Origin of the sequence: Nocardia sp. NPDC050412 (assembly GCF_044458825.1) — a bacterium.
Taxonomy (GTDB): domain Bacteria; phylum Actinomycetota; class Actinomycetes; order Mycobacteriales; family Mycobacteriaceae; genus Nocardia.
On the sequence record NZ_JBITIJ010000013.1, the window covers coordinates 159,791 to 178,593 of the forward strand.

The 18,803-nt window shown below is 67.0% G+C and carries 13 protein-coding genes; 9 read left to right on the top strand and 4 right to left on the bottom strand.

Annotated features, from left to right (window positions below; genetic code table 11):
- Nucleotides 1-3,443: ATP-dependent helicase (locus ACIBI6_RS31565; protein ID WP_396958732.1), on the bottom strand; the 3,443-nt coding region annotated here is incomplete at its 3' end.
- Nucleotides 3,440-7,567, bottom strand: coding sequence for a PD-(D/E)XK nuclease family protein (locus tag ACIBI6_RS31570; RefSeq protein ID WP_396958755.1), 4,128 nt, complete (start codon nucleotides 7,565-7,567; stop codon nucleotides 3,440-3,442). The genes ACIBI6_RS31565 and ACIBI6_RS31570, both read right to left, overlap by 4 nt.
- Nucleotides 7,568-7,676: 109 nt before the next feature.
- On the opposite strand from ACIBI6_RS31570, the gene ACIBI6_RS31575 reads away from it, so the two are divergent.
- The 5 genes from ACIBI6_RS31575 to ACIBI6_RS31595 all read left to right on the top strand — a co-directional run bounded on the left by ACIBI6_RS31575 (nucleotide 7,677) and on the right by ACIBI6_RS31595 (nucleotide 11,694).
- Complete coding sequence (locus tag ACIBI6_RS31575) at nucleotides 7,677-8,462, top strand: alpha/beta fold hydrolase (RefSeq protein WP_396958733.1); 786 nt, start codon at nucleotides 7,677-7,679, stop codon at nucleotides 8,460-8,462.
- Nucleotides 8,462-8,758: an MGMT family protein gene (locus ACIBI6_RS31580; protein ID WP_364356795.1), complete on the top strand. Its 297-nt coding sequence runs from the start codon at nucleotides 8,462-8,464 to the stop codon at nucleotides 8,756-8,758. Before ACIBI6_RS31575 ends, ACIBI6_RS31580 begins: the two co-directional genes overlap by 1 nt.
- 39 nt (nucleotides 8,759-8,797) lie before the next feature.
- Nucleotides 8,798-9,538: a VOC family protein gene (locus ACIBI6_RS31585; RefSeq protein WP_364356798.1), complete on the top strand. Its 741-nt coding sequence runs from the start codon at nucleotides 8,798-8,800 to the stop codon at nucleotides 9,536-9,538.
- Nucleotides 9,539-9,634: 96 nt separating this feature from the next.
- Nucleotides 9,635-11,419, top strand: a complete 1,785-nt coding sequence (locus ACIBI6_RS31590) for an NTP transferase domain-containing protein (protein ID WP_396958734.1) — start codon at nucleotides 9,635-9,637, stop codon at nucleotides 11,417-11,419.
- Nucleotides 11,420-11,511: 92 nt separating this feature from the next.
- Nucleotides 11,512-11,694, top strand: a complete 183-nt coding sequence (locus ACIBI6_RS31595) for a hypothetical protein (protein WP_364356804.1) — start codon at nucleotides 11,512-11,514, stop codon at nucleotides 11,692-11,694.
- Nucleotides 11,695-12,060: 366 nt separating this feature from the next.
- On the opposite strand, the gene ACIBI6_RS31600 is transcribed toward ACIBI6_RS31595, so the two are convergent.
- A complete protein-coding gene (locus tag ACIBI6_RS31600) occupies nucleotides 12,061-12,240 on the bottom strand; it encodes a hypothetical protein (protein ID WP_396958735.1) in 180 nt (59 codons plus the stop codon).
- Between the two features lie 100 nt (nucleotides 12,241-12,340).
- On the opposite strand from ACIBI6_RS31600, the gene ACIBI6_RS31605 reads away from it, so the two are divergent.
- From ACIBI6_RS31605 to mtnC, 4 genes are all read left to right on the top strand, one after another.
- Nucleotides 12,341-14,653, top strand: a complete 2,313-nt coding sequence (locus tag ACIBI6_RS31605; protein ID WP_396958736.1) for an arylsulfatase — start codon at nucleotides 12,341-12,343, stop codon at nucleotides 14,651-14,653.
- Between the two features lie 99 nt (nucleotides 14,654-14,752).
- On the top strand, nucleotides 14,753-16,447 hold the full coding sequence (gene mtnA / locus ACIBI6_RS31610) for an S-methyl-5-thioribose-1-phosphate isomerase (protein ID WP_396958737.1): 1,695 nt from the start codon (nucleotides 14,753-14,755) through the stop codon (nucleotides 16,445-16,447).
- A gap of 4 nt (nucleotides 16,448-16,451) precedes the next feature.
- Entirely contained in the window at nucleotides 16,452-17,027 is a 576-nt protein-coding gene (locus ACIBI6_RS31615; protein ID WP_396958738.1) for a 1,2-dihydroxy-3-keto-5-methylthiopentene dioxygenase, read from the top strand.
- Nucleotides 17,024-17,707, top strand: a complete 684-nt coding sequence (mtnC, locus tag ACIBI6_RS31620; protein ID WP_396958739.1) for an acireductone synthase — start codon at nucleotides 17,024-17,026, stop codon at nucleotides 17,705-17,707. Before ACIBI6_RS31615 ends, mtnC begins: the two co-directional genes overlap by 4 nt.
- 49 nt (nucleotides 17,708-17,756) lie before the next feature.
- Here the strand turns inward: mtnC and ACIBI6_RS31625 are convergent, their stop codons facing one another.
- Nucleotides 17,757-18,551: a helix-turn-helix domain-containing protein gene (locus ACIBI6_RS31625; RefSeq protein ID WP_396958740.1), complete on the bottom strand. Its 795-nt coding sequence runs from the start codon at nucleotides 18,549-18,551 to the stop codon at nucleotides 17,757-17,759.
- Nucleotides 18,552-18,803 lie beyond the last annotated feature (252 nt).

Below are 18,803 nucleotides of genomic sequence, written 5' to 3' on the forward strand. Positions count from 1 at the left end.
CTGTCTGACGGCGGCTCGAAGTCGTCGAGCGTCCGCGCGAAGCCGTCTGACGGCGGCTCGAAGTCGTCGAGCGTCCGCGCGAAGCCGTCTGACGGCGGCTCGAAGTCGTCGAGCGTCCGCGCGAAGCCGTCTGACGGCGGCTCGAAGTCGTCGAGGGGTGGCTCGAAGTCGGGTGTGGGCGACGGGAATTCGGGCTGGCCATACGGATTCGGCGCACCGGGGGCGCTCGCGGGTGGTTCGTAGTCGTCGAACGGTGCGGGTGCGTCGGGGTAGTCGGGCGGGGGAACGTCGGCATACGGATCGGCCGACAGCGCGACCGCGGCAGGATGGTCGACCGTTGTTCTCGGATCGGCCAAGTTGTCGGTGGCAGGGTCTACAGTCGGTGTCATGTCGAGATCATGGGGCGCGCGGTCCACGAAATCGGCTGCGGCATTTGCCTTGTCGCGGGTTGCCGGCGGGCCCGCACGATTCGTCGCCGCGGGCTGTGCCGCGAGTTCGGCGAGGGCGGCGCGGACAAGGGCCGCACCCTGTTCGACGGGGTCGCGGCGGTTGCCGAGAGGGTCGCGGGGCCATTCGGCGGTTGCGGGGTTATCGGTGAAGGGGTTGACGGCGTCGACGTCGGGGGCATCGTCCCAGCGGTCGATGGTGACCGCGCCATGGGCCGGGCTGTCGGGGGTTTCGCTGGCGAGTTTGAGTTCCAGGAGGAAATCCGACGGCCCCTTCGAGGTCGTGCCGGTTTCGGCCCAGTGGTGGGCGGAGACGAACAGGACGCGTTCGGTTCTGGTGAGAGCGACGTAGAACAGGCGGCGGTCTTCGTCGATGCGGCGGCGGTCCAGGGATTCCTTGTGGGACTTGATCGCTCGTTCCAGATCGGCGCGGTCGTAGAGGTCGGCGAGATCGAGTACGGGGACGCCCTCGGCGGCATCGTCCTGTCTGCGGTCACCGCGCAGGGAGGTTGGGAGTTCGGCGAGCGCGCCGAGCCAGGTGCCCGAGGCCGCACCGGAAGGGAAGACGCCGCGGGTCACATGCGGTACTGCGACGATCTCCCATTCCAGCCCCTTGGCCGCGTGCACGGTCAGCACCTGGACGCGATCCCGTGCGACCTCGACTTCGCCCGGTTCGAGGCCGTTTTCGACGGATTCGGCGGCGGCGAGGAAGGCGAGCAGGCCGCCGAGCGAGGCGCCTGAATCGCTGGCGTAACCGGCGACTACCTCGGCGAAGGCGTCCAGATGTTCGCGTCCGGCACCGGCGCCGAGCATGGCGCGGCGGGCCTGGGTTTCCACGCCGACGCCGATGGTGCGCTCCACATCCGAGACCAGTTCGGCGAGCGGCTGACCGCTGCGCTCGCGCAATGCGGCGAGTTCTCGGCCCAATGCGACGATGCGTTTGAATCCGGACAACGAATACTGTTCCGGCGGACCGGGATCGGCGATCGCATCGGCCAGGCCCGCCTGTTCGGCCGGTTCGGGAGCCACCTCGCGCAGCGCCTCGGCCAGTGCGGTCGAATCGGTGATCTCGTTGACTTCATTGCCGTGCAGACGGCCGATCGACAGATCTCTGGCGCGGCGAGCGAGTGCGGCGAGATCGGCGACGCCGACGCGCCAGCGGGCACCGGTGAGTATGCGCATGGCGGCGCTGCCCGCACCGGGTTCGGCGATCAGCCGCAGCGTCGCGACGATATCGGCGACCTCAGGGGTGGCGAGCAGACCGCCGAGGCCGACGATTTCCACCGGAAGGCCTTGTTCGCGTAGCGCTTCGGCAAGGGGGGCGGCATCGGCATTGCGACGCACCAGTACGGCCGAGGTCGGCGACGGCTCCCCTGCTTCGCGTTTGGCCGACCATTCCGCCGCGATCCGGACGGCCACCCAATTCCGTTCGTCGGCAACGGTTTCGGTGAGTGCCAGTGCGACAATGCCCGGTTCGGCATCGGGTTTCGCGCGCAGTGCGTCAACGGTTACGCCGCCGCTATCGATGGCATTGCGACGCAATGGCTCGGCGACCAGATTCGCCAAAGCCAATGCCTCCGGCGGGTTCCGCCAGCTGGTCAGTAGCGGCAGGATCGGCGCGGGAATGCCTGGAGCGCTCGGGAAATCGGTGGCGAACCTGGGCAAGTTGGCTGCCGACGCACCGCGCCAGCCGTAAATGGACTGCATCGGATCGCCGACCGCGGTTACCGCCAGTCGCTGTTCGCCACGACTGGTTGCCCTTTGCTCGGCATCCGACCGACGCCCGCGCGTCGCATCGCCGTCACTGCGGCGATCCTCGGAGTCGGCCCGATGGGAGCCGGAGCCGCTTGCGCCACCGTCGGGCACACTCCGATAAGGGCCGGGGTCGCTTCCGCCAGGATTGAACGCACCGCGTTCGGAGCCGAACTCGCCCCCACCGGCATCGAACTCACCGTCGTCGGAGCGAGGTTCCCGGCGAACGTCGGGGTCGATCGGCGTATGGGACGACGGGGGCCGGTCGACCCCGGTGTCAGCGGTGGACTTCGATGGGCCGGTGGCCTTGGGTGAGCGCCTGGCCTGCGGTTGCGCAGAAAATCCGCCGAAAAGCGAGGCGAGCAGGATGCGTTGGGCGTGGCCGGTGTCCTGGTATTCGTCGAGTAGGACCAGGCGGAAGCGGGCGCGTTCGGCGTCGGCGACTTCGGGATGTTCGGCTGCGAGACGGGCGGCCAGCGACATCTGCGCACCGAAATCCAGTGCGCCGCGGCGGCGTAAGGCCTCGGCGAGCTGTTTGACCAGGGGCAGCAGGGCGACACGTTCGCGCTGCACCTGGACGATGTTCTGCAGGGCCTGGCTCGGTCCGCCGCGTTGGCGTGGCCCCGCGGGCAGGGTGTGGACCAGTTTTTCGAGTTCGGTGTGGGCCTCGGCGAGTTGTTCGGGTTCCACCAGATGTTCGGCGAGTTGGCCGGACAGCGCGAGAACCGCCTCGGTCACCGAGACCGGGGTGCGGTCGGTGTCGAGGTCGCCGTCCCAGTTGCGGACCACCTGGTGGGCGAGCTGCCACAGCTGGGTTTCGGTCAGCAGCGTCGCGGCGGGTTCCACCGGCAGCAGCAGGCCGTGCTGGGTGAGCAGGCGGCCCGCGTACGAGTGGTAGGTGCTGATCTCGGGTTCCGCGCCGGAAAGTTGGGCGCGCAGCTCACCACCGGTGTCGATGTCGCGCAGCAGCGGTGAACCGGCCAGCCGGGCCAGCCGGGTGCGGATGCGGGAGGTCAACTGCTGGGCGGCTTTTCGGGTGAAGGTCAGGCCGAGTACCTCGTCGGGCAGCACCAAGCGGTTGGCGACCATCCACACCACGCGGGCGGCCATGGTCTCGGTTTTGCCCGCACCCGCACCGGCGACGACCAGGGTCGGTCCCGGTGGGGCCGCGATCACCGCGGCCTGCTCCCCGGTAGGTGGTGGCAGGCCGAGCGCCTCCGCGAGCCGGTTCGGCGATACGCTCACTCGTCGGTCACCTGCCTTCCGGTGTCCTGGACGGGGCAGCTACCCGCGACCGAACAGTGCCTGCAGCCATCGTTGCGCATGGCGAGGTAGCTCGGGCCCTGGGTTGCGGCAGCGGCATCATGAATCGTGCCACGCCATTTGTCGAGCGCCTCGGCATCCAGCGGAGGTTGCATGCGCTGCGTGGCGCCCTCCTTGCTGCTGGGCTTGGCGACGTAGACCAGCCGCGCACCGCCGGGTTCGCTTGTGGTGCCGAGCGGTTCGCCAGAGCCGGTCTCGCTGATGTACGGGCCCGATTCGCCTGCGGCAGATTCATCCTGCGCGCGGCCGGATTCGGAGGTGGACTCGGCAATGGTGATGTCGAGTGCGCCCGCGGCGGCCGCCACCTGATAGGTGGCGAGCTGGGCGTGGTCGGCGGCGGCCTGTTTGGTGACCGGCGACTTCCCGGTCTTCACATCGACGATGACGAACCGGCCGAAGGCATCGCGCTCCAGTCGGTCGACTCGGCCGCGGATCCGCACGGCGGGTTCGTCTTCCGTGCGCGGTGGCAGTACGCAGTCGACCGGGACCTCCACACCGGCCTGGGTCAATTCACCCCGGGTATTGCGCACCCAGGCCATGAAGGTCTCCAGCATGGCCTCGGTACGGCGCAGTTCCTGGCGGGAATGCCAGCCGGTGCCGGGATCGATGGCCTGCCACGCCTTGTCCAGTGCGGCGCGGACCTGCGATTCGGGCACCTTGCCCGCCAGCGCCTGGACGAGGGTGTGGACCAGATTGCCCTTGACGGCGTGCGGGTTATCGCCGTCGGTGCCGCCGTGACGTTCCAGCGCCCAGCGCAGCGGGCAGGTGCGCAGCAGTTCGACGGTGGACGGGGACAGGGCGACGGCGGTGTCGTCGTCATCCCAGAGCGAACGCGACGAACTGAGATCGGCTGTGCCATACCATTCGTCGGGATGCGTACCCGGCACACCGGCGTGAGCCAGCCGGGCCAGTTGGTGGGCGGCGCGACGTCTGCGTTCCGGTTCGGCCTCGGAATCGCAGACCACACCGCGCAATTCGGCCACCAGCGCATGCATGACCAGGGCGCGGCCCGGATCGGCGACCGGAAGCGCGCCGGGTTCGCTGTCATCGTCGTGGCCGAGAAGTTCAGCGAGGAATCGGGACGGCACAAGATCGCGTTCGCCTGACACCGACTCCACGGCGGTGACCAGTAGCGAGCGCCGAGCCCGGCTGCACGCGACCAGCAGCAGTCTGCGCTCCTCGGCCATGATCGGGGCCGCCCGGCTCACCACCGCACCCGCGTCGACAATGCCCGCAGTGAGGTCGACCAGATCCTCGGTCTGCAGCAGGGTGCCGCGCGGGCGCGGATTCGGCCAAATACCTTCCTGCACAGCGGCAACCGCGACCACATCCCACTCCCGGCCCGCGGATGCGTGCGCGCTGAGCAGTGCGACCGCCTCCCGTGGCGCAGTCAGCGATCGAGTGTCATGCGGAATCTCCTGCTGCACAAGGAATTCGACAAAACCCTCAATGCTCGCGCGCGGCAGTCGATCCACATAAGCGGCTGCGGCATCGAATAATCCGACGGCGGCATCCAGATCGCGATCGGCCTGCATACCCGCCGCCCCACCGCGTTCGGACTGCGCCACCCACCGGCGCTCCAACCGCGACCCGGTCCACAGCGCCCACAGCACATCCTCGAGACCGGCACCACGCCGCCGAGTCTTGACTGCCCGATCGAGCGCGTCGAACACCCGCTTCAGCGGTGCCGCCTCGACATCGGTGAGCCGCTCCACGATTCGGCGATCTGCGCGGCCGACCAGCAGGTCACGCAACACCTCCGCCGAGGATTTATCGACATACCCGCGCCATTCCGAATCGCTGTCGTCCGGTTCAGGTGCCGAAGAGTCCCCTTCCTGGTCGCCGCTGCTCCGTGCGGAAGCGACTGTGTCTCCCCGATCGGTTCGCAGTGAGTTCCGTTCGGCCTCGCCCGCACCCAGCTCAGCGCCATCCGTACTTCGCCCCGCATCGTCGACGTCCCACTCGGCGCCATCCATGCTCCGCCGGGTCTGGTCGATGTCCCGCTCCGAGGCATGTGCGCCCAGTTCAGCCTGGTTCGTGCTCGGTTCAGCGTCATCAGCGCCTCGCTCGGCGGCGGCATCCACGCCACGCCCAGCGCCCTCTGCGGCCAACTCGGACTCGCCCCGGCCCCGTTCGGAGACATCTGCACGTCGATGTACTGCTCCCCCGTGTCCAGGGTCATCACTATCCGGAGCGGAATCGTCGATGTCCGATCCGGACTGGTCACTCTGCCATTCCAAATCTCGGCTACTGAATTCCGGCTCGATGCCGTACCAATCGGCATCGTCGGTAATCCGCTCGACTCGGCTGATATTCCGTTCGGACGTCGTCACGTTCCGTTCAGAGCTGTCCGCTCTTGACTCGAAGCCTTCCTGCTCCAGCGGAAACGCTTCCTCCTCCGGTGGGAAACCCTCTGCGGTCCAATCGGGTTCATCGCCCGTCACGGAACTCGCACGCGCCTGTGCGGCCTTGGCTTCGCTGCGTGCGGACTCCAGCACACTGCGCCGAATACCACGACGCAACCGACGCAGAGTTATTTGATCGGCACCGCCGAGCGGCCCTGCCAGCAGATCCAATGCGTCTTCGGCCGAGAACATCGCCTCGGCCGCACGCCGACGCCCACGACGCTGCGCATCCTCCGCGAGTACCGCGCGCAATGCGAGCAGCATCCAGGCCGCGCCGCGACGCCGGGCCAATGGCGCGTCCAGTGCGGGCTGTTGTACGGGCACTCCGGCCGCCAATAGGGCGCGGCGCAGCGGAGCCAGTGACAATGGCACCGAGCGGACGATCACCGCCATGCGCGACCACGGCACACCATCGGTGAGATGGGCGCGGCGCAAATGGTCGGCGATCAGGGCTGCTTCCTTCGCGGGAGTGGCCAGCACCCGCACGCGCACCTCGGTGTCGTCGTCCTTCGGCGCCACCGTGTGATCGGGTGCCGAAAAGCGTTGTGGCGCACTTCCGGGCAACTTGGCCGCGATCCGCGCGACGGCCAGTTCCACCGCGCCGCCGGATCGGTGGTTGTCCCGCAGGATGATTCGCTGTCCATCGGGTGCGGCCAGGTCCGCGACGAAGCGCGAATCCGCGCCGCGGAAGGCGAATACCCCCTGGTCCGGATCGCCCGCCACGACCGCCGTATGCGCGGCCGTGCCCATCACCCGCACCAGCAGTGCGGCCTGCGGATCCAGATGTTGGGCATCGTCGACCAGCAGGTATCGGATCCGATTGCGTTCCGCGGCAAGAAGTTCGGCATCACCGGCCAGCGCATCCAGTGCGGCTCCGACGAGCTCGGCCGCATCCAGCGCGGGCGCGGTCGCCTCGGGTGCTTCCACCCCGACCGACCAGCGCAGCAGCATCGACTGCTCGTACCGGACCGCGAATTTGCCCGCCGCCACCCATTCCGGCCGACCGTGCTCGCGGCCGAGCCGCACCAGATCCTCGGGTCCGAGTCCGCGTTCGGTGGCCCGCAGCATGAGATCGCGCAACTGTTCGGCGAATCCGCCGAGGCCCAGAGCTGGTTGTAGTCGTTGCGGCCACAGTCCGCTCGCCCCGGCCGCGATATCGATCAGGTCGCCGCGCAGCATTTCGCGCAGTTCGGCATCCTGCTCGGCACCGGTCAGCAAACGCGGCGGCGGATTGCCGTGTGCGCTCGCATGTCTGCGTAGCACCGAGAAAGCGTAGGAATGCAATGTGCGCACCAGGGGTTCCCTGGTTGCGCCGGGCACCCCGCCCTCGGCGGAGTTCGGATCGGTCAACCGCGCGGTAATGGCGTCGCGCACCGTGCTCGCCGCCTGCTTCGAATGGGTCAGTACCAGCACCGATTCCGGATCCGCGCCCGCCGCGATGCGCTCGGCGGCCAGATCGATCAGCAGTGCGGTCTTGCCGGTTCCCGGTCCACCGAGCACCTGCCACGGCCGCCAGTCCGGTCGAATCGGGCCGACCGCCGCCACGGCGTCGAACAGCGCGCGAACATCGGCACCCCAGGTCCGAGCCGGGGGTGCCGCCACATTCCGGCGAACAAGTCGCACCGCGCTATCCGATCGCACCACGCGGGCTATTGCAACAGACACCTCCGACACGCCACGCGGGCGATTCACCGATCGGTGAGGTCGGACACAACGCCTGGATCTGCGACGGATTTCCAGATGCGCCAATATGAGACCTGTGTCGCCTCTCAATGTGTACCGGTTCGGACCTGACGACGGGCCGAAGGTCCTGGCCCTGCACGGTGTCACCGGCCACGGCAAACGCTGGGAGGAGCTTGCCACCCGACATCTGCCCGAGGTCCGCCTCATCGCCCCCGACCTGCGCGGACATGGGCGCTCGACCGCATTGCCACCGTGGAACTTCGAGACCATCGTCGAGGATCTGGTCGAACTGCTCACCGCGGAGACCGACGAACCGGTGGTCGTCGTCGCGCACTCCTTCGGCGGCGCCTGCGCGCTGCACCTCGCCCACCACCATCCGCACCTGGTGCGCAAGCTGATCCTGCTCGATTCGGCGATCGCGCTGGAGGCGGAGCGCCTGATGGATATCGCATTGTCCAGCCTGGCCTCACCGGACTACGACACGGTCGAGCACGCCCGCCAGGACAAGATCGCGACCGGCTGGGGCGAGGTGCAGCCGCGCCTGCTCGAGGCCGAACTCACCGAACATCTGATGCCAACCGCCGACGGCCGGGTCGGTTGGCGGATCAGTCTGCCCGCCATCAACTCCTACTGGGGTCAGCTGGCCAGGCATTATGTGCTACCGCCGGTCGATCTGCCGACGATCCTGGTGCAGGCCATGAAGGTGGTGCCGCCCTTCGTCACTCCGGAGTTCCGCGGCGCACTCACGGCGCACATGGGCGCGAATCTGACCGTGCTCGAATGGGACTGCGATCACATGGTCGCCCAGGCCCGCCCGGCCGAGACCGCGGCGCTGATCCGATCGGTCCTGTAATGCCCACCACCGATGCCGAGGTCGAACGGGTGCGCGCGCTGGTCGCGGCCGTGCCGCCGGGCCGGGTGGTCACCTACGGCGATATCGCCGCGGCGGCCGGATTGTCCACCCCGCGCACGGTCGGCTGGATCATGCGCACCGACTCCGCCGATCTGCCGTGGCATCGGGTGATAGGCGCGGGCGGTAAGCCCGCCGCGCATCTGGCCGATCGGCAGTTGCACCTGCTGGCCGCCGAGGGTGTGCCGATCCGCGAGGGCCGAGTGGACCTGCGCGCCGCGCGTTTTCCGCTCCCGTAAACGCCCCCGCCACCCTCGATCGGCGGTTAACGTTGAATCATGTCCACCCGCCTGGCGTGTGTCGTCTTCGACGCAGACCGGCCCCGGTTCGTCGCGAATTTCTGGGCCGAGTTGCTGGGTTGGTCGGTGACGGTCGACCGCCCCGACGAGGTCGATGTGGCGGCCCCGGATCCGGAGGGCCTCGATCTGGCCCTGACCTTCTTGCCCACCGCGCGCGCCAAGGACAGCAAGAACCGGATGCATCTGGATCTGGCCAGTCGCTCGCTCGATCATCAGCGGGTGCAAGTCGACCGCGCACTGGCGCTCGGCGCTCGTCACGTCGATATCGGCCAGGGCGCGGTGCCGTGGGTGGTGCTCGCCGATCCGGAGGGCAACGAGTTCTGCGTGCTGGAGCCGCGCGAGGAGTATGTGGATACCGGCGCGGTCGCCGCCATCGTGATCGATACCCACGATCCGGCGCGGCTGGCCGAGTTCTGGTCCACTGCCTCCGGCTGGCCGCTCGCCTCCGGCGGCGCGCCGGTGGTCGGCCTGCGCTCGGCGACGGGGCTCGGTTCGTGGCTGGAGTTCGTCCATACACCGAATGTGAAGAGCGGCCGCAATCGAGTGCGCCTGGACCTGGCGTCCTTCCCCACCGACGATCCGGCCGCCGAGGTGGCCCGACTACGTGCGGCCGGCGCGACCCCGGTCGATGCGGACGGCGCGCCCGGGGTGGTGCTCGCCGATCCGGAGACGAACGAGTTCTGCCTGCGCCGACCGGCCCCGGACTATTCGACGATTTAGACCTGCGACCGCTGGAACCAGACCGCCCTCCCCGGATCTGTACACCCGACGAATTAGCATGTCGGCCATGCCCTCTCTCGCGCCAGGCGCTGACCGGTGACCACCGCCGACGCGATCGTGCTCGCGGGCGGACGCGCCAGCCGCATGGGGGGCGTTGATAAGCCCGCCATCGTGATCGGCGGTCGATCCATGCTCGATGCGGCCCTGGCCGCGGTTGCGCGGTGTGCGCGGACCGTGGTGGTCGGACCGCGTCGGCCCGAATTGGACGCGCGGATCGTGCAGGTGCGGGAGGTGCCGCCGGGTTCGGGTCCGGTCGCCGCGGTGGGGGCCGGGTTCCGCGCGCTCGGCCCGACCGCCGCCCCGCTGGTGGTGGTGCTCGCGGCGGATCTGCCGTTCCTGTCGCAGGTGACGGTGACGGAGTTGATCCGGCACGGCTCCGAATCCGGTGCGGATGCGGTCTTCGCGGCCGACGAATCCGGTCGGCCGCAGTATCTGATCGGCGTGTGGCGACGGACGGCGCTGGCGGCTGCATTGCAGCGGCTGGATTCGCTGATCAATCAACCGATGAAGGCGCTGATCCCGGCCGATACGGTCACCGTCACCATGGCCGGTATCGCCGATTGCGATACCGAGGAGCAAGTGCGAACGGCCCGGATGGCTTGGGACGCCGGTGCCGTCGGTGAGTATCGTCCCGCATCTGCGGCTGCGGTTTCCGCAACGCCGCTGCCGCTGGACGAGGCACGGGATATCCTGCGCACCAATATCTCTCGGCTCACCGAGTACCGAGCCGAATTGGGTTCGGTGCGCGGCGCCGCGCTCGCCGCGCCGCTGACGGCGGTCGGATCGCTGCCACGCTTCGACGTCTCCGCGATGGACGGATACGCGGTAGCCGGTGACGGACCGTGGCGTCTGCGGCGTGATGTCGGCTTCGCGGGCGGTCGGCGGCCGGTCGGGCTGCTGCCCGGTGAGGCGGTGCGGATCGCCACCGGGGCACATGTGCCCGACGGCACCACGCGGGTGCTCCGTGACGAATTCGCGCGGATCGAGGATGACGAAATGCTGTACCAGCATGAGGATTCCCCGGCGCGCGACGATATCCGCCGCCGCGGCGAGGACCGGGCCCCTGGCGACCTCGTCGCTCCCGAGGGCACACCGGTCACGGCCGGGCTGATTTCCGCCGCCGCCAGTGTGGAGGTGACCGAGGCGGTGGTGCGCGGCCCGGTGCGGGCCCGCATCATCATGACCGGTGACGAGATCCGCAGCACCGGCCCGCTGCAGACCGGTCAGACCCGCGACTCGATCGGGCCGATTCTGCCGGATGTGCTGTCCGGGTACGGAATTCGTGCGGTCGATCAGGTGCACCTGCGCGATACTCCGCGCGGCTTCGACGAAGTGCTCGGTGCGGCGGACGATTGCGATCTGCTGGTAATCGTCGGTGCGACCGGCGGTGGCGCGGCAGACCAGCTGCGCGCGGCGATCGCCCGCGCCGAGGCTCGAATCCTGGTGCACCGCTTGAAATTACGTCCGGGCGGTTCCACTATTGTCGCCGAATTGTCCAGCGGTACAACTGTTCTCGGCCTGCCAGGAAATCCCTTCGCGGCGGTTGCCGTACTTATGGCGCTGTCGCCCGCACTCATCGAGGGCCGAACCGGCAGCCATCGGCTGCGACCACTGGTCGGGCCACTGCGCAATGCGAGCGCGATCTCCGGACCCGTCCCCCGCATCGTCCCGGCGCGTCTGGCCCCCTACGGCGGTTGGCTGGGCGATCCGCAGATCCGCACCACCCATCTGGGCGGCCTCGTCGACCGTGACGGCCTGGTCGTCGTGCCCGCCGAGGCCACCGACGACGACCTCGTCGAATTCCTCCCGCTCCGGGTGTAAAGAATCGATTTCTTCTTCCACTGAAGATGTCCGCTCGCTATTGTGTGATGGTTAGGCGAATACAACATCACTTCGGAAAGGACCGAGTGGAGATGGCTGAAAAGTCGAAGAAAACGCCTAAGAAAATGCCCAAGCAGATGGAACGGCAGCAGCAACAGCAGCGCCAGGACCAGGGCATGAACCGATCCGGCCCGATCAGCGATCGCGACAGCGATCAGCGAGGCCAGGGTTCAGAGCGGCGAGGCGCTGACCAGCGCCGAACCGGACAGCACTGATCTGAAACGGGCCGCCGGTTCCTCCATGTGGGCCGGCGGCCCGGCTGTGCGTGGCCCGCTTCGTTCCACTTCGGCTTCCCGTCCGGGATCGACTGCGAACGATTCAGGCCGGTCCAGGACCGAGTTCCGTATCGTCCGGCACATTATTTGCGTCATACATTTCGGCCGACCAACCAATAAAATTCGAAGTGCCCATCGAACGCCCATACGCGGCTCGAATTGCACTCAAGGACGCCCACCCCGGAAAGTTACTTTTTGCCACATGAATTGTGCGCACTCATCGCATGACTACGTTCGGCGAACTCGGGTGGAGGGGTCAGGCGCAGTAGCGCCGGGTGACGGCGGAATCGGGGCTGCGGACTGCCTTCAGGAGGTGGCGTGTGTAGTCGACGCGGGGAGCGGCGAATACGTCTGCGACGGGGCCGGTTTCGACGACAGGCCCTCGCGTAGGACCCCGACGCGGTCGGCGACCTGGTGGACCACCGCGCGGTCGCGGCTGATGAACAGGCAGGCGACGCCATGATCGGTGCGTAGGTCGGCGAACACGCTGGCGAAATTAACAGCCGCCCCACCATGCGGTCAGCGTTTAGGCGCACGGTGCGCCAAAGGCTGGTGACCTCGGCGGGTGGCGGCTTTGACTGCCATGATGCCTGTCGGATCCCATGCTCGCGGTTATGAAGGTTTCACCGGCGCCATCGGGCGCACCACCGCTGACTCCACACCCGAATGGACCTATCCGCCCACCGCCCCCGAGGGTGCGCCCAACATCATCGTGGTGCTCATCGATGACATGGGATACAGCGATATCGGCCCGTTCGGCTCCGAGATCGAGACCCCGACTCTGGATCGGCTGGCCGCCAATGGTCTTCGGCTCACCAATTACCACACCACCCCGCTGTGCTCGCCCTCGCGCGCCTCGCTGCTGACCGGAATCAATGCGCACCGTGCCGGTTTCGGCTTCGTCGCGAATGCCGATCCCGGATATCCCGGTCTGCGTCTGGAACTCGCCGACGATGTGCTGACCCTGCCGGAAATACTGCGCGCCAACGGCTATGCCACCTATGCGGTCGGCAAATGGCATCTGGTCCGCGATGCCACGATGAACCCTGCGGCACATCGGGATTCGTGGCCGACCCAGCGCGGCTTCGACCGCTACTACGGTTCGCTGGAAGGACTGAACTCCTTCTACTATCCGAATCAGCTGGTTTCGGACTCCTCGGTGGTCGATATCGAGGAATATCCCGAGGGGTACTACCTCACCGACGATCTGACCGATAAGGCGATCAGCTATATCAAGGATCTGCGCGCACACGATGCAGCCAAACCGTTCTTCCTGTATTTTGCCCATGTCGCCATGCACGGACCGTTGCAGGCCAAGCCGGAGGATCTGGCCAAGTACCGCGGCCGCTACCGCGAGGGCTGGGACAAACTGCGACAGACCCGCTTCGCCGATCAGCTTGCCGCAGGCCTTTTCCCGGAAGGGACAAAGCAGAAGCCGCACAATACCGAACCGGGATACGAAGCCGCGGAATGGGATTCGCTCACGCCCGAGGAGCAACGGCGCTTTGCCAGGTATATGGAGGTTTACGCGGGCATGGTCGACAGCATCGACCAGAGCCTGGGCCGCATCCTCGACACCCTCGAGCAATTGGGCGAACTCGACAACACCATCGTTGTGTTCACCTCGGATAACGGCGGCACCGCGGAGGGCGGACCGGAGGGCACCCGCACCTATTTCGCCGAATTCGCCCATATCACCGATCCGGACTGGGTCGGTGACGTACCGCATGACGAGGAGTTGATCGGCACCGCGAAACTGGGTGTGCACTATCCGCGCGGCTGGGGCCAGGCCTCCAATACGCCATTCCGCTTCTACAAGGGCCAGACCTTCGCGGGCGGGGTACGGGTGCCATTCCTGCTGTCCTGGCCGAGAGGACTGCCGCGCACCGCGGCCGATGACGGCATCCGGCACGAGTACACCTACGTCACCGATCTCGCGCCCACCCTGCTGGAGCTGGCCGGGCTGCGGCGACCGAGTGTGCGTAACGGCTTGCCCGCCAAGGATTTCGATGGCATTTCCGCGGTCGAGACGCTGCGCGATCCGCAGGCGATTTCCAAGCACACCGAGCAGTACTCGGAAATGGTCGGCAATCGGGGCTTCTACCGCGACGGCTGGAAACTGCTCTCGCTCTATGAGCCCGGCACCGATATCGATGCGCCGCAGTGGCAGCTGTTCGACGTTCGCACGGATCCGACCGAACTGCACGATCTTTCGGAGCAGTTCCCGGATAAAGTCGCCGAACTCGCCGCCGCTTGGGACGAATCCGCCTGGGCGAATACGGTTTTTCCGCTTGTCACCCGTCAGGATCTCGCACAGCGCCGACCGAAAGAGCGGCGCTTCTCCGCGCCGGTACGACTGCTGCCGGGCACACCGACTCTGGAGCGCTATCGCTCGCAGCGACTGATCGCCTACCGCGACTTCACGATCGAAGCCGAAATCGGCGGGTACCACCCCGGTGACGAGGGTGTGCTCGTCGCGCACGGTGATCCGCTCGGCGGCTATGTGCTCTACCTCGAGAACGGCCGAGTCATATTCGGGCTCAACAGCTATGGCGTCTACAACGCCGTGACGAGCGAGCCGCTCGCGGCGGGTGTCCAGCGGATCACAGTGCGCGCCATCGTGCGTCCCCGGTTGCGCTCGGATTTCGTCATCGAGATCGATGGCGTACCCGGTCCGGAATTGCGCGATCAGGTGCAACTCGTCGGCATGTCACCGTGGACCGGTATCTCCGTCGGCGTCGATGCCCGCGGCCCGGTCTCCTGGGAGCTGCGCGAACGCCGCGGCGCCTTCCGCTTCACCGGCGACCTGCGCGCGATCACCTACACCCCCGGCCCGATCCAGGTGCGCCGGCAGACCATCGACGCGGTCGAGCGCGAGGCGGAGTTCATCGCGGAATGAGCCAGCTGCTCCGACGACTCGGATTTCCGGCGGCACCGCCCGTCCGATACCGTTGACCAGGGACAACACCCCACTCCGCACGACCGAAGGACGCACCTGATGGACGACAGTTCCCTGATCTGGGACGACGGTGCGCTGGTCACCATCGACCAGCGCGAACTGCCGCACGAGGTGCGCGAGCTGCGGCTCAGCACGGTCGACCAGGTCATCGACGCGATCAAGACACTGGCCATCCGCGGTGCCCCCGCGATCGGCATCGCCGGTGCGTTCGGCGTGGTCATCGCCACCGCCGCGCATACCACCGATGGTGTCGTAGATGTGGCGCGCGCCGAGGCGGATGCCGCGCGGATCGCGGACGCCCGGCCCACCGCGGTCAATCTGGCCTGGGGTGTGCGGCGGGTACTGACCAAGGTGCCGTTGGGTGCGGATGCGGTACTCGCTGAAACCCTGGCCATGCTGGCCGAAGACGGCAGGGTCAACCGGGCCGCCGCCACCCATGCCGCCGATCTCGTGCAGCGGCTGTGCCCGGACCGGCCGCTGCGGGTGCTCACGCACTGCAACACGGGGCGGCTGGCGACCAGCGCCTTCGGCACCGCAATCGGGGCGATGCGGGTGCTGTCGGAGCGCGGTGCGATCGAGAACGTCCTGGTCGACGAGACCCGACCGCTATTGCAGGGTGCCCGGCTGACGGCCTGGGAGCTGGCCGAGGCTGGTATACCGCATCGGCTCACCATCGATTCGGCCGCTGCCTGGGCGATGGCGACCGGTCAGGTCGACTGTGTGCTGGTCGGCGCGGACCGGGTGAGCGCCAATGGCGATGTCGCGAACAAGATCGGCACCTACGGGCTCGCGATCGCGGCCCATCACCATGGCATTCCGTTCATTGTGGTCGCACCCGAGTCGACGCGTGATCCGAAGATGGCGACCGGTGCCGATATCGTCGTCGAACAGCGGGCCGCGGCCGAGGTGACCGGATTCGGTGGTGTCACAACGGCTCCCGTCGGTACCGAGGTGTTCAATCCGGCCTTCGATGTGACGCCTGCGGAGTTGGTGACGGCGGTTGTCACCGAGATGGGTGTCGTGTATGGCGCGAACACCGAAGGTGCGGCCATCGCCGAGGTAGCCCGCGAGTTGTATGGGCGGGGCTGGATGCCGGGCACGGCGGGCAATATCTCGGTGCGGACCGGCGATACCGCGGTGATCACCGGCAGCGGTTTGTCCAAGGGCGAATTGACCAGCGCGGATATGGTGACCGTCCGCATTGCTGATTCCGCGCCGACGCCGAATCAGCAGCGGAAACCCTCGGCTGAGACCACAATTCACACGGCGGTATACCGAACCACCGATGCTGGGGCCGTTGTCCACATTCATCCGCCCTACGCGACAACCGCCGCGACGCGCTCCGGCTCCCCCGACGCACTGACCACCCTGCGGATCACCGACTACGAACTCATCAAAGGGCTGGTGGCCAAGGAGCCGGACGGCACCTATCCGACCGTCCTCGACCTGCCCGTCTTCCCGAATTGGCCCGACGTCGCGCGCATCGGCGCGGATATCGAGGCATATTTACTCGAAAACCCCGCTGCGGCACCAGTATTGGCTATCGCCGGTCATGGGGTCACCACATGGGGAGACAATCTTTCCCAGGCACGCGACCGCGCCGAATGCCTCGAGGCCCTGTGCGAGCTGGTGACCCGCACCGGCCAACAGCAGGCCTTCACCGCCAGCGATTGCTTGCAGGTCGCTCGAAACGATCAGCGTGCAATCCGAACGAGATCCGCGAGATTGGACTGACATCATGACGTTGTTGCAGGTTATGGCCGCCGACGATGCCGACAGGGTACTGCTGTGCACCACCGACGATGCGGTGATCGGAGCCGAATTGGCTGCCCGCGGTATTACTTTCGACCGCTGGCCGGTGCTGGACAAGGCCACCGAGACCGCGTCGGACGAATTACTCGCCGAATACGACGAGCGCGTGGCCGAATTGAATGCCTCCGGCCGCTACAAGCATATCGATATCGCCCGCATCCATCCGGACGACGCGAATCCGGAGTGGCCGCAGATCGCCGAGGGCGCGCGGGAGAAGTTCCTCAACGAGCATCGGCATGCCGAGGACGAGGTGCGGTTCTTCGCGGCCGGACGCGGCTGCTTCTATCTGCATCTCGGTGACGAGGTGGTGGCGACGGTATGCGAAGGCGGGGACCTGCTTTCGGTCCCAGCGGGCACGCTGCACTGGTTCGATATGGGCACTCGGCCCGATTTCATCGCCATCCGCTTCTTCGAGGAGGAAGACGGCTGGGTCGGCGATTTCACCGGTGACCCCATCAGCTCCGGTTTCCCGACCCTCGATCAGCTGCTGACGGCCTCGTGATCACCACCATCGTCGTCGATATCGAGGGCACCACCAGCCCGACCAGTTCGGTGCGCGAGGATCTCTACGGCTACACCCGCGCCCGCCTGCCCGTATGGCTGGCCGAAAACCGCACGGCTGCGGCCGAGCCCATTATCGCGGCCACCCGCGAACTCGCCGGCCGCCCCGATGCCGACACCGACGAGATCGCCGCGATCCTGCGCGACTGGCTCGGCTCCGATGTGAAGGCCGAACCGCTCAAGGCCGCGCAGGGCATCATCTGTGCCGAGGGTTTCCGCAATGGCGCGCTGCACGGGGAGTTCTTCCCGGACGTCGCGCCCGCCCTCGCCGCCTGGCACACCGCTGGTGTTCGGCTTTACGTCTACTCCTCGGGATCGGTACGCAACCAAAAGGATTGGTTCACCTTCGCCCGCGGCGGCGAGCTGGCCGCACTGATCAGCGGCTATTTCGACCTGTCCAGCGCGGGCCCGAAACGCGAACCCGCCTCCTATGAAAAGATCGCCGGCGCCATCGGCACGCCCGCCGATCGCATCCTGTTCCTGTCCGACCATCCCGACGAACTCGATGCCGCCGTCACCGCGGGCTGGTCGGTGACCGGTGTCCACCGGCCCGGCGAACCGAATCCCGCGCGCCCGCCGCATCATTGGATCTCATCGTTCGCGGAACTGACTCTATTCTGAGAGTCTGCACGCCGATCAACGGGAGGACCACGCTAGGCCGCCGTGCTGGTCAGTGATCGACACACCGACTCGGGATGCCGAGGAAGAATTGGATCCTGCCGGGATGATTACCCGAATCCACCCGGAACAGTTGGACATCGAGGCGATGGCACTCCCCGGACCCCAGATCCCGCAGATGCATGGGCCGATCCCGACCGTAGGTGGTGCCGCCCGCGGCCCACATTCTGCGGAAGTCCGGATACGCGCCGAGTTCGTCGAGGAATTCGATGGACCAGGCGGTATCGCCGGACTGACCGATCAGTCCGCGCAGCCAGTCGACGGTGAGCGCGGCCTCGCGCTCCCATTCGACCATGACCTGTTTGGACAGCTCGTTGCCGAAGAACCAGCGCAGCACATTCACATCGTCGATCAGACCGGGAAATGCTGCCGCGTAGGAGTCATTACAGGACAGCACATTCCACCGGGTATCGACATAGCCCGCCGCATTCGGCTCGTGCAGGCGCAGTCCATCGCGCATATCCGCGCCGATCTCATTGCGCAGTTCGAGTACGGAGGGAAATCGGTCCACGCCCAATCCGGCCAGATCGAAAAACAGTCTGCGTTCGGCATCGGTGAGCGGCGCGATCCGATCCAGATATCCGACCAGCGCATTCACCACCGTCCTGGTGGGATGTTCGCGGTCGCCGGCCTCCAGGTGGGTGATATAGCTAGTGCTCACGCCCGCGGCGAATGCCAGCTTTTCCCGAGAAATGCGTCGATCGTCGCGCAGTCTGCGCAACTCGCCCCCGAACGTGGGCGGGCGCACTCGAGCCCCGTCGGCGCCATCGGTCGACCTGCTTGGCACAGCAATACACTCCCATGAAACTGTAGATGTATCAACAAAGTTGGCAGTCTGCACAGAAGGCGAGCCGATCCAATATTAAACGACGTGTTTGCTCTAATTTCCGACCCGGTGTCCGTTTGCCGACCGCCACACCCAGCGCGAATGTCGTAGAGCACCAATAACATTCACGCCACAGCCGCGAAGCTGGTGCCGCCTCCAGATAACTTCCGCCGTATCGAGCCTTGGTTCGGAGGGTTCCGAACGCAGCCGAAT